The organism is Bradyrhizobium sp. FW305-F6 (assembly GCF_058782905.1).
Genome location: NZ_JBYSYD010000002.1, coordinates 543,484 through 555,845 on the forward strand (window position 1 = coordinate 543,484; position 12,362 = coordinate 555,845).

General features: G+C 63.8%; 8 protein-coding genes and 1 tRNA gene. 4 read left to right on the forward strand and 5 right to left on the reverse strand.

The window, feature by feature from the left end; all coding sequences use genetic code 11:
• Positions 1 to 24 precede the first annotated feature (24 nt).
• The 4 genes from AC3WLX_RS13915 to AC3WLX_RS13930 are packed head-to-tail and all read left to right on the forward strand — an operon-like array spanning position 25 to position 3,949.
• Complete coding sequence (locus tag AC3WLX_RS13915) at positions 25 to 1,005, forward strand: ABC transporter permease (RefSeq protein ID WP_459596991.1); 981 nt, start codon at positions 25 to 27, stop codon at positions 1,003 to 1,005.
• Complete coding sequence (locus AC3WLX_RS13920) at positions 1,002 to 1,904, forward strand: ABC transporter permease (RefSeq protein ID WP_492336365.1); 903 nt, start codon at positions 1,002 to 1,004, stop codon at positions 1,902 to 1,904. The genes AC3WLX_RS13915 and AC3WLX_RS13920 overlap by 4 nt, the downstream gene beginning before the upstream one ends.
• Before the next feature lie 15 nt (positions 1,905 to 1,919).
• Entirely contained in the window at positions 1,920 to 2,915 is a 996-nt protein-coding gene (locus AC3WLX_RS13925) for an ABC transporter ATP-binding protein (RefSeq protein WP_492337287.1), read from the forward strand.
• Positions 2,912 to 3,949 (forward strand): ABC transporter ATP-binding protein, encoded by a 1,038-nt coding sequence (locus AC3WLX_RS13930; protein WP_492336366.1) that lies wholly within the window; start codon positions 2,912 to 2,914, stop codon positions 3,947 to 3,949. Before AC3WLX_RS13925 ends, AC3WLX_RS13930 begins: the two co-directional genes overlap by 4 nt.
• A gap of 553 nt (positions 3,950 to 4,502) precedes the next feature.
• Here the strand turns inward: AC3WLX_RS13930 and AC3WLX_RS13935 are convergent.
• The 5 genes from AC3WLX_RS13935 to AC3WLX_RS13955 form a co-directional block, all read right to left on the reverse strand.
• Positions 4,503 to 4,578 (reverse strand) — tRNA-Lys (locus AC3WLX_RS13935).
• A 167-nt stretch (positions 4,579 to 4,745) separates the two neighbouring features.
• Positions 4,746 to 5,372, reverse strand: coding sequence for a Spy/CpxP family protein refolding chaperone (locus AC3WLX_RS13940; RefSeq protein WP_492336367.1), 627 nt, complete (start codon positions 5,370 to 5,372; stop codon positions 4,746 to 4,748).
• Positions 5,373 to 5,567: 195 nt separating this feature from the next.
• Positions 5,568 to 6,569, reverse strand: coding sequence for a TRAP transporter substrate-binding protein (locus AC3WLX_RS13945; protein ID WP_291618604.1), 1,002 nt, complete (start codon positions 6,567 to 6,569; stop codon positions 5,568 to 5,570).
• A 184-nt stretch (positions 6,570 to 6,753) separates the two neighbouring features.
• A complete protein-coding gene (locus AC3WLX_RS13950) occupies positions 6,754 to 10,581 on the reverse strand; it encodes a beta strand repeat-containing protein (RefSeq protein WP_492336368.1) in 3,828 nt (1,275 codons plus the stop codon).
• 170 nt (positions 10,582 to 10,751) lie between these two features.
• Positions 10,752 to 12,314 carry a 2-isopropylmalate synthase gene (locus AC3WLX_RS13955; protein ID WP_492336369.1) on the reverse strand — a complete coding sequence of 521 codons (1,563 nt, stop codon included), beginning with the start codon at positions 12,312 to 12,314 and terminating at the stop codon, positions 10,752 to 10,754.
• Positions 12,315 to 12,362: the final 48 nt, after the last annotated feature.

The window sequence follows — 12,362 nt, forward strand, 5'->3', positions numbered from 1 at the left end:
GTCTCCGCCTCGGGCAGCTCAATCATGAACCTTCTCCTGCACATCGTGCGACAGCTGGCCAATGCGATTGGCCTGCTGTTTGCCGTGCTGGTTCTCAACTTCTGCCTGATCCATGCCGCGCCAGGCGATCCCGCAATGGTAATCGCCGGCGAGATGGGCGGCGCATCAGCCGACGTGATCGCTGCCCTGCGCCTCAAATACGGCCTCGACAAGAGCCTGTTCGAGCAGTTGTTCACCTACATGTCGAAAGTCGTCACCGGCGACTTCGGCTATTCCTACTATTTCAACGAACCCGTCGTCAGCCTGATCTTGCAGCGTATCCCTGCGACGCTGTACCTGGTGATCGCCGCACTGGTGATGTCCGTCGTCATCGGCACGCTGCTTGGCGTCGTCAGCGCACGCAAGCCGAACGGGCTGTTCAGCCAGGGCGTGACGGTCATTGCGCTGGCGGGCTATGCTGCCCCGGTGTTCTGGACCGGATTGATGCTGCTGCTGCTGTTCGGCTCGGTCTGGCCGATCCTCCCGGTGTCGGGCATGATCGATGTCGTCCGTCCCAAGACCGGCTTCGCGCATGTGCTGGACATCATCCAGCACCTCATTTTGCCATCGACCACCCTCGCGCTCGTCTTCATCGCCCAATACAGCCGCCTGGCGCGCGTCAACATGATCGATGCGCTGACTGCAGACTATGTCCGCACTGCCCGTGCCAAGGGCCTGCCGGAAACCATCGTCATCGGCAAACACGCGCTGCGTAACACGCTGATCCCGATCGTGACCGTGGCCGGTCTGCAATTCGGCCATCTGTTCGCCGGCGCGGTACTCGTCGAGACGGTATTCAGCTGGCCCGGCATGGGCCGGCTGGTCTTCGATTCCATTCTGCGCCGCGATTATCCGACGCTGCTGGCCGTTTTGTTCTTCTCCGCCGTGCTGGTGATGGCTGCCAATATCGTTACCGATCTGGTCTACCGCCTGATCGACCCGCGCATCCGATCAGGGGCCCGATGACATCGATCGACACGCCCGCCCTCCCGCGCGATGCATCCACACTGCCGTCACGTCCGGCGATCTCCCCGACGCTGGTGGCATTGCGCCAGTTCTGCCGCAGCCCGTCCGGCGTGGCCGGCGCTGCGGTTCTGCTGATCCTCGTCCTGACGACCGTTTTCGGCCCGCATTTCTACGGCATAGATCCGCTTGATCTCGTCGACGCGCCCTTCACGCCACCCGGCGCGGATGCCTGGTTGGGCACCGACTATCTTGGCCGTGATATTCTGGCGGGGTTGATCCATGGCGGCCGCGCGACCCTGACCGTGGGCGGTGTCGCGGCGATCATCACGATCGCGATCGGCGTGACTATCGGCTCTCTGTCGGGATTCTTCGGCGGGGTCATCGATACCGCGCTGGTCAAGGTCACCGAGTTCTTCCAGATTCTTCCGCCGCTGCTTTTCGCCATGGTGTTGGTGACGTTGTTCGGCCAGACGCTGACGACCGTCACCATCGCCATCGGCGTCGTCAGTTGGCCTACCGCGGCACGGCTGACGCGCGCGGAGTTCCTGCGATTGCGCAATCTCGATTTCGTCAAGGCCTCGCGCGCCGCCGGTGCCGGCAACGGCCACCTGATCTTACGCGTCGTTTTGCCCAACGCACTGCCTCCGATCATCGTCTCGGCGACCATGGCCATCGGCGTCGCCATCCTGTTCGAGGGCGGCCTGAGCTTTCTCGGTCTCGGCGACCCCAGCACCATGAGCTGGGGCCTGATGATCGGCCAGAACCGCAACTACGTGCTCGATGGCTGGTGGACGGTAATCTTCCCTGGCGCGGCCATCTTCGTCGCGGTGCTCGCCATCAGCCTGATTGGCGACGGGATCAACGATGCCATCAATCCGCGCCTGCGGAAGCGAGGCTGAGCCATGCCCTCCGTTCTGCCACCTGTCCTCTCCGTGCAAAACCTCAGCGTCTCGATGAGAGGCAGCAACGGTTTCGTGCCCGTGCTGGAGAACCTGTCGTTCGACGTGGCACAGGGCAAGACCATGGCGCTGGTCGGCGAATCCGGTTGCGGCAAGAGCATGACCGCTCTGGCCATCATGCGCCTGCTGCCGGAGGATTTCATCGTGACGTCGGGTAGCATCATGCTGGACGGCGGCGACGTGCTGGCAGCCACGCCCGCGCAATTGCGCGGGCTGCGCGGCAACAAGATGTCGATGATCTTCCAGGAGCCGATGACCGCGCTGAACCCGCTCTACACCGTGGGGGACCAGATCGGCGAAGTGCTGCGGCAGCACCGCAAGCTCGGCCGCCGCGACGCCACCGAGCAGGCGATCAACTTTCTCAAGGCAGTGCAGATTCCCGCGGCCGAGAAGCGCGTGCATGCGTATCCGCATCAGCTTTCCGGCGGCATGCGTCAACGTGTCATGATCGCCATGGCGCTGGCCTGCCGACCGAAGCTTCTGATCGCCGACGAGCCGACCACCGCACTCGATGTCACCGTGCAGGCGCAGATCTTCGATCTGCTGAGCCAGTTGCAGGACGAAACCGAGACCTCCATTGTGCTCATCACCCACGACCTTGGCGCCGTCGCAGAGCTCGCCGACGATGTGGCCGTCCTCTATGCCGGCCGCTGTATCGAGAAGGGCACATCGCATGAGGTGATCTCTCATGCGCGGCATCCCTATACGCGCGGTTTGATGGCCTGCGTGCCGCATCTGCAGCTCGGCCCGGCCACGCGCAACACGCAACTGGAGCTCGAGGAAATTCCCGGCATGGTGCCGCCGCTAGGCGCGCGCGGCCCTGACTGCGCCTTCCTGCCACGGTGCGCCTCTGCCGGTGATGTCTGCCGCACGCAGCCACAGCCGCCGCTCGAGAGCGTCGAAGCCCACGCGGCCGTCTCGTGCTGGCGTCATCGGGAGATCGCGCCATGAGCGGCGGCCTTCCCGCATTTACACGCCCCGCAGAGGATCGGACCGATGTGCTGCTCGATGTCAACGATCTCGTCGTGCATTTCCCGGCTGGGCGCCGCGGCATACTCGGCCCGCCTTCCAAAGTTCATGCGGTCGATGGAGTGAGCTTCCGTGTCCGCCGCGGAACGACGTTCGGCATCGTCGGCGAGAGCGGCTCCGGCAAATCCACCACCGCGCAAGCGGTGATGCGCCTGATCCCTGCGACATCCGGCCAGATCGTATTCGATGGTGAGAATATCGCCGACTTCCGTGGAGAGCGGCTACGGCTGGCGCGCAGCAAATTCCAGATTGTTTTCCAGGATCCGTTCTCGGCACTGGACCCGCGCCGCCGTGCCGGCGAGCTGATCCGCGAACCTCTCGATCTCCTGAACATCGGCTCCCCGAAGGAGCGCGAAGCCCGCGTGCGGAAATTGCTCGAAGAAGTCGGACTGTCGCCGCAGGCTACCGAGCTGTTCCCGCATCAGTTCTCCGGCGGTCAGCGCCAGCGCCTGTGCATCGCACGCGCAATGGCGCCTGAGCCCGATTTGATCGTCTGCGACGAAGCCGTCTCCGCGCTCGACGTCGCGATCCAGGCACAGATCCTGAACCTGCTGAAGAAGCTACAGCGCGAACGCGGCCTCACTTACATCTTCATCTCGCACGATCTTGGCGTCATCCAGCACTTCTGCGACGACATCGCGGTGATGTATCTCGGCAAGATCGTCGAGCAGGCACCGGCTCCGGTGCTATTCTCGGCGCCGCGCCACCCCTATAGCTGGTCACTGATCTCCGCGGCGGCGCCGCCCGGTCCGCTGCGCGACCGGCTCAAACAACGCTATCTCGTCAACGGCGACCCGCCCAGCCCGGTCGATCCGCCGCCAGGGTGTCGTTTTGCCCAGCGTTGCCCGTTCGCGATAGATAAGTGCCGGGATGAACTGCCGCTCCTTGAAATTGCGGGTCCCGATCATTTTGCGGCGTGCTACCGCACCGGTGAGATCGAGGCACCGAACTTTTGAACGAGCACGTCGCGCGAGCTTTCATCGTGGATGTCCGCTGCGCCCCGATGATGCGAGGGTTGGCTCGCCGCATCAGTTTCGCATCTATCTTGAATCCCCGAAGGCGGCGACAAATGTCCGACGCGTTAAACGCGGGGCATCTGTTCGTACTCCAAAGAAGCCGAATTCCCTACGCGCGGCGAGGAATGCTTCTTTATAGTTCTTTTGCTTCGCCAAGACTTTCGCTTAATAAGCCGAGAGTAGCGAGGCTTGCTAACGATCTGCGACAGCACTGGACATTCATACCGAAGCGCGCATACCATCGTGAAGCACTACAGCGCCCGCAACGCGGCTCGCGCCGATTCCGTATCGACAGGCTTGAATTGCAGGTGCGCGGAAGGAAGGCATGAAGACCTGAAACGCAGACCGGTGAGCCTCGTGCTAAAGTGTGGACGAGCTTCGGTCCCCATTATCCGACTCGTCGCACGGCGTGCGACCATTGAAACGTCGCACGAGCCCCGGTTTGTTCTGCCCAGGAATTTAAAAAAGCCCCTTGCGGGCCACTATCCTGGGGTGGTGGGCGCACCAGGGCTCGAACCTGGGACCCGCTGATTAAGAGTCAGCTGCTCTACCAACTGAGCTATGCGCCCGAAAGGCGGTCAAAGCCTTGCGAGGCCGGTCGTTTAGCAAAGCGATCCGGGTCTGGCAAGCGATCGGACGCAAGTTTTCCAAGGCTTCGTCCACGGATCCCGGAAAGCGAAAAGCCGCCGGATTCCAGCGACTTCGCCAGGGTCAATGGCTTGGAAGCCCGGCCCGTTCAGAGCCGGCCGTCCCGGTCTCGGTCGGGACCGCCGTCGCGGTCGAAACGGTCATGGTGGAAGTGGTCCATGCCCCGCTCCATCATGCGATCCATGCGCTCCATGAAACGGTGGTGCCGCGGGCCGTCTTCGCCGCCGCCGAACGGGCCGCGGTGGCGAGTCAGCACGGCGAGGCGCCGTTTCTGGCCCTCGTCCAGGGTCTTGTAGAGCGGATCGGCGGCATCGGCGATCTTCTTCAGGGCCGCGGAGCTGGCGCCCATGTCCTCGGCGCGCTGGCGCAGGCGGGCGATCGGATCCTCAGGCTTGCCGGAATCCCGCGACGTGTCGCCATCCCTGGACCTATCACCTGGCCCGGCATTCATCCGCGCATTGGCGCGGTCGATGCGCAGCTTGGCGAACTCCCGCACGGCGGTCTCGACTTGCGGCCACAGCTTCTCCTGATCGGCGTTCAGCTTCAGTCCGGCGTGGACGGCGGCAATCCGGGCATCGACGAAGGCAGCCCGGTCCTCGGGGTTCATGCGCGTGTGGCGGACGTGCTCCATCCACGGGCGATGATATTGAGCATAGACCGCGCCCGAGCCGGCGATGCTGAGCACGGCGATGGCTGCGATGGTGAACTTCTTCATGCGGACCTCCTCCAGAAGGATGCCCCGGAGGATGAGCGCAGCGCGGCGGACGCGCAACTTACAACTTGGACAGGGAGCACGAGGTTACGAAGATGTAACGGCCGATTTTACCGCCAACCGCACATCGGAAATCATTCGCAACGAAAAGGCTTCCGTGCCGACCGCACGGAAGCCTTCGTTCATCGTTCGTTACGATCAGTTCGTCGTGCTCTTGGCTTCCTTCAGGAACTCGTCGATCAGCCCCTGGCCAATGCGGCCCGCGGCCTCCTTGTAAACCGGCTCCATCGCCTTGCGCATCGCCTCGTCCTGATCGGCCGTGAGCTTAATGATCTCGCTCTTGCCGCTCTTCTTGATCTCGGCCAGCGCGTCGTCGTTCTCCTTCTGCGACTGCGCGTTGCTGAACTCGGTCGCCTCCTTCATCGCCTTCGACAATGGATCACGGATGTCGGCCGGCAGATCGTCCCAGAACTTCTTGTTCACGATCACGACGTAGCCGATATAGCCGTGATTGGTTTCGGTGATGTACTTCTGAACCTCGTGCATCTTCTGGGTGTAGATGTTCGACCAGGTGTTCTCCTGGCCGTCGACAACGCCGGTCTGGAGTGCCTGGTAGACTTCCGAGAACGCCATCACCTGCGGCAGCGAGCCGAGCGACTTGAACTGCGCCTGGATCACGCGCGAGGACTGGATGCGGAACTTGACGCCCTGATAGTCGGCGGGCGTGATCAGCTTCTTGTTCGCGCTCATCTGCTTGAAGCCGTTGTCCCAATAGGCAAGGCCGGTGATGCCCTTGGCATCCAGCAGCTTTAGCAGTTTGGTGCCGAGCGGCCCTTCCGTCACCTTCCGCAGCGTCTTCAGGTCGGGCAGGATGTAGGGCAGGTCGAACACCTCGAACTCGCGGATGCCGAGCGGCCCGAACTTGGAGTTGGACGGCGCCAGCATCTGCACGCTGCCGAGCTGGAGCGCCTCGAGCTCTTCCTTGTCCTTGTAGAGCGTCGAATTCGGATAGACTTCGACCTTGACCTTGCCGCCCGTGTATTTCTCGGCAAGCTCCTTGAATTTCTCCGCGCCCTTGCCTTTCGGCGTGTCGGTGGCGACGACGTGGCTGAACTTGATGATGACAGGCGATTGGGCCAACGCCGGCCCGCTCAGCACCAGCGTGGCTATCGATGCCGCAGCCCAGATGAAATTCCGCATGCTTCCTCCCCTGTTTTGCCGGGCGCGCGCGAGCCCCGGCTTGTTTGGTTGGGAGCAGCTTTTATCCCGAACTCGGCCGGGGCGCTATGGCCCCTTCGCAGGGGCCGCCACCGGGGCCCATGCGACCGGCCAGATTCGCCCACCCGGGTTCCTTGAGGCGGCGGATAGCCGCCACCTCCCGGGGTCAGCCGTGCAGGGCCGGTGCGAGCTGGCTCTGCTGAACCACGCCGGGGTCGCTGATCAGCGTGCCTCCATGACCGTCCGACGACAATGCAAAATCGGCCGCGCTGTACTGGCCGAGCAGGCTCAGCGTCGCGGTTTGCGTGCCGTCCGATACCGTCAGTGTGCCGCCGCTGTTGTCGCCGTTCGCCGCATAGCTGAGCGAGGTCACGCCGTCGTTGAACAGGATGTCAGCGAGAGCGATGCTGTCATGGTCCTGCCAGCCGGAGATGGTGCCGGTGAAGCTCGAGGCCTGAGCGAGCACCAGCGCGGCGTCGGGACCTCCGAAGACGACGTCGTCGATCGTACCACCCGCATGCACAAATGTCAGTGCTCCCGCGCCGATCGTGGTGTCGTCCGCACTGCCGCCCGACTGCACGTGCTGTACGCCCGCCAGAACGGTGGTCCCGATCGCGCTTCCGTACACATATTGCACACCGCCGTTGACGACGGTACCGCTGGCGGTGCCCCAATCGAGTTGATAGCCGCCGGCATTGATCGTAGTCCCGGTCGCAAAGCCGTCCGCATAGACACTCTGCTTGCCGCCCGCATTGACCGTGGTCAGCGAAGCGGTGCCGTGAAGATACTGGATGGCGCCGTTGCCGATGATGGTTTGGGTTGCACCGCCGTAGACCGCCTGGCTGCCGCCGTCCATCGTGGTGTTGATCGCGTTCCCGCCGGAATAGACGTTCTGTTCGCCGCTATGGATCGTCGTGTCGCTCGCTGTCCCGCCGCCCTGAACGGTCTGCACGCCCGAATTGATCGTCGTCAGGCTCGCCGATCCGAACACGAACTGGTAACCACCGCTGATCGTCGTGGTGGTGGTGAAGCCCCAGTCGATCTGGACACCGCCGGCGTTGATGGTGGTCCCGGTGGCGCTGCCCTCGGCATAGACATTCTGGTCGCCGCCGTCATTCACGATGGTCGAGAAGACGTTGTTGTGGACGTGCTGGATGCCGCCGTTCGCGATCGTGGTATCGGTCGCGACACCGAACACGGTCTGCGTGCCGCCGTCGATCGTGGTCTGGCCGGCAAGACCGCCGCCACGGATGTCCTGCTCGCCACCGGCCGCCACCGTTGTGCCATGGGCCGATCCGCCGCTCTGGATATACTGGTTGCCGGAAACCACCGAATCCGTGTCCGAACCGTACACCCACAGGGACGCGCCGGCGGAAACCACCATTCCGGTGGCCGTCCCTTCCAGCGCGACGCCCGCGCCGCTCTCGACCGTGATCTCGGTATAGCCGGCGGCGTCCTCGACGCGCCAGACGCCGCTCCGGATATCGAGCTTCTCGACATCGACCACCGTGCCGAGCAACGAGCCGAAGCCGCTGCCGGACAATTCCAGCGTGTCGATGCCGGCGCCGCCGTCGATGGTGCCTGTGACCACCGAACCCGTGAGGATGTCGATGCTATCGTCCCCCTCCCCCATCATGGCATCGCCGGTGATGATTCCACCGGTGATGAGGGTGTCGTCTCCACCGTCCAGCATGATGTTGCCGAAGATGCTGCCCGTGTTGGTGATGCTGTCGTCCCCCTCCCCCGTCATGGCCTCGCCGATGATGGTTCCACCGTTGACGAGCGTGTCGTCGCCGCCCTCCAGCGCGATGTTGCCGAAGATGCTGCCCGTGTTGGTGATGCTGTCGTCCCCCTCCCCCATCATGGCGTCGCCGATGATGGTTCCACCGTTGACGAGCGTATCGTCGCCGCCGTCGAGTGCGATGCTGCCGAAGATGCTGCCCGTGTTGGTGATGCTGTCGTCGAACGCTCCGACGATCGAGATCGCCTCGCCGTTGTTACCGCGGATCGTGCCGTCGTTGATGATCGTGATGGCGCCGAAGGCGCTGCCGTCATCGCTGTCGTTCACCGTGATCGCGCGCTGGTCGCTGGCGATCAGGCCGCCGACCTGGTTGTGGACGATGCCGCCGCCGATCGCGAGTGCCTCGTTGAGACCGTTCGCGGCTGTGACCAGCCCGACCGCCTGGATCGTGCCGAAATTGTCGATCGACACGAGGCCATCGATGTCGATGCCGTCGGCATCCGCGCCGCCGACTGAGGTTCCGGTAATGGTGCCATGGTTCGTGACGGCGGTGGTCGTAGCCGGCGCGCTGTCCAGGTTGATGCCGGACCCGGCCGCGCCCGTGATCGTCCCGTCATTGTTCACGGTGATCGGCTGATCGCCGGTGATGCCGTGGCGCGCGCCTTCGATGACACCGCCGGCGAAATTGTTGACCACGCCGCCGCTGTTGACCGACTGGAAATCGATCGCGTCGTTGCCCGAGGAGGAGGCCGAGGCGTTGTGGCTGACGATCTGTCCGTGATTGTTGATGGTGGCATTGGCGCCTGGACGCAACGCGTCGGCATCGGCGGCGGAAATCACCCCGGTCGCCGCGTTGTTGATGACGGTATTGACGCCGCTCGAATTGACGTCGTCCAGGTCGAGCGCCTGGCCGGCATCGCTGCCGGTGCCGGTGGAGGAGATCGTGCCGTCGTTGTTGACCGTGAACGTGCCGGAGGTGCCGGACACCAGATTTGAGATCTTGACCGCGTCCTTGGTCGCGGTGATGGTCGCGCCCGCCTCGTTGTTGATGGTGAAGCTGCCGCTCACCGAGCCGCTGGTGTGGACGGCGCGGTTGCTGCCGGTGATGATGCCGAGATTGTCGATCAGCGCGCCGGGCGTCGTGCTGCCGCCGATCCAGGTCACCGGCGTCGACGCGGACAATGTCGCACCGGCGAGGACGGTGAGATGATCGTCGTTGGCAAGTGTGATCGGGGTCGACGAGTTTCCGGAGACGATACTGCCGTCGTCGTTGAGCAAGGTGCCGGTCGCCGTGGCCGTGCCGATCGTGACCGTGGCCGAGGGATTGCTGGCGCCGGTCAGCGTCAGGGTGAAGCTTTCGTCGGGCTCCGCGACCGTGTCCCCGGAGATCGTGATGGTGATCGTGGCCGAGTTCGCGCCGTCGGCAATGCTGCCGGTGAACGTTGGGTTGGGCAGCGTGCCGCCAAAGTCTGCAGCATCGGTCGCGCCGGCGGCAAAACTGCCGGAGAAGCTGATCGCACCGGTCGTACCGCCGCTACGCACGACCGTGAAGGTCAGGACCTTGGTGCCATTATTGCCCTCTGTCACTGACACGCCCGCCGGCGAGAACGAAACCGACTGCACGGAAGGGGGCACCACCGTGAACGCAGTGGTCGGGAACGGCGCGTCCGGCGCGGTGCCGTCGGTGCTCTGATTGCCGCTGCCGTTCTGGGTCTTCCAGTTGGCGGTATTGCCGATTGCGGCAAGGTAATCGGCAAAGCTGGCGAGGCCAGAGCGCGGTCCGTTGTAGCCCATGATGTCGAGGCCGCCGGTGAAACCAATGGCGGTCTGGCCGGCCACGAGACCGGTGCCGGTCAGCGTGCCGTCGGACGTACCGAAGCCGACGTTGGAGATCGCGGCCAGGAAGGTCGGCGCGCTCGCCGACCCGACATAGGCGTAGACCACCTCGCTGTCGTTCGACAGGCCCGTATTGTTCGCGTTGGTAAAGGTGACCGTGCCGGCGCTGGCACCGAACGTGCCGTTGCCGATGTTGTTGATGTCGATGACGGTGCCGGCGGGAATCGCGCTGGTCGCGGTCCAGGCAACGGTGCTTTCCGAATTGCTGCCCGAGGCAAAGTTGGTACCGTTCCAGTTGCTGTCGGTGAAGTTGATCACCGTGCCCTGTGGAATGTCGGTCAGGGCAACGAAGGACAGATTGTCGTTGCCGTCGCCGTTGTAACCGGTGAAAGCGATGGAACCAGCACTCAAGGCCATTTCAAATTCTCCAGCGGCGGGGCAAGGCGCGCGACGCTGAGGTTAATGAAATGTTAACGTGACATGTTAATAACATATTTATTGCGATACAGGTCAGTTGCGCAAATGCAGGCGCAAAAGAAAGGGACGCGGCGCCATGGCGCCGCGTCCCATACCGTCCGGGATTGCGGTCAGCTCGCAGCGGCCGTCGTGACCGTGTCGCGCTGGCGCTTCATGACGATCTTGTTCAGAGCGCCGAGATAGGCCTTGGCCGAGGCCACCAGCGTATCCGGATCCGCCGCACGCGCGGTCATCGAACGGCCCTCCTGCGACAGCCGCACCGAGACTTCGGCCTGCGCGTCGGTGCCTTCGGTCACGGCATGGACCTGGTACAGTTCGAGCTTCGCCTCATGCGGGACCAGGCGCTTGATGCAGTTGAACACCGCATCGACCGGACCGTTGCCCTCGGCTTCCTCGATCTTGATCTGGCCGTCGACGTCGAGCTTCATGGTGGCGCGCTGCGGGCCATGCGTGCCCGCGATCACCGTCAGCGAGGTCAGCTTGATGCGATCGTGGGAGGCCGCCATCTCCTCGTCGACCAGCGCCTCGATGTCCTCGTCGTAGATGTCCTTCTTGCGGTCGGCCAGCGCCTTCATCCGCGTGAACGCGTCTTCCAGCTGGTTCGGGCCGAGCTTGTAGCCCATCTCCTCGAGCTTGTGCACGAAGGCGTGACGGCCGGAATGCTTGCCGAGCACCAGCGAGGACTGCTTCAGGCCGACCATCTCGGGCCGCATGATCTCGTAGGTGGACGCGTCCTTCAGCACGCCGTCCTGGTGGATTCCGCTCTCATGCGCGAAGGCGTTCCGGCCGACGATGGCCTTGTTGTACTGGACAGGAAACGAGGTCGCCGCCGACACCACCTTCGAGGCGCGGGTGAGCTGCGTCGTGTCGATCCTGTTCCAGTACGGGAATTTGTCGTTGCGAACGTTGATCGCCATCACGATCTCTTCGAGCGCGGCGTTGCCGGCGCGTTCGCCGATGCCGTTGATGGTGCATTCGACCTGGCGCGCGCCGCCGACGATGCCGGCCAGCGAGTTCGCGACCGCCATGCCGAGATCGTTATGGCAGTGCACCGAGAACACGGCCTTGTCCGAGTTCGGCACGCGCTCGATCAGCGTCTTCATGAAGTGGGTGTATTCCTCCGGCACCGTGTAGCCGACGGTGTCGGGGATGTTCACGGTGGTGGCACCGGCCTTGATGACGGCTTCCACGATGCGGCAGAGATAATCCATCTCGCTGCGGGTGCCGTCCTCGGCCGACCATTCGACGTCGTCGATCTGGTTGCGGGCACGCGCGACCATGGCGACCGAGGTCTCGATCACCTGCTCCGGGGTCTTGTTCAGCTTCACCCGCATGTGAAGCGGCGAGGTCGCGATCACGGTGTGGACGCGGCCGCGCTTGGCGAATTTCACCGCCTCGGCGCAGCGGTCGATGTCGGCCGGATGGGCGCGGGACAGGCCGGCGATGACGGCGTTCTTGGAACGGCGGGCGATCTCGCTGACCGCTTCGAAGTCACCCTGCGAGGTGATCGGGAAGCCGGCTTCGATGACGTCGACGCCCATATCGTCCAGCAGCTCGGCGACCTCGAGCTTCTCCTCGAAGGTCATAGTGGCGCCGGGGCACTGCTCGCCGTCGCGCAGCGTGGTGTCGAAAATGATGACGCGGTCCTTGTCGGACTTGTTCGCGGGGGCCATTGCAAATTTCCTTTTGAGCTTTCGCGCCGTTCATTTGGCTGGGCGCTG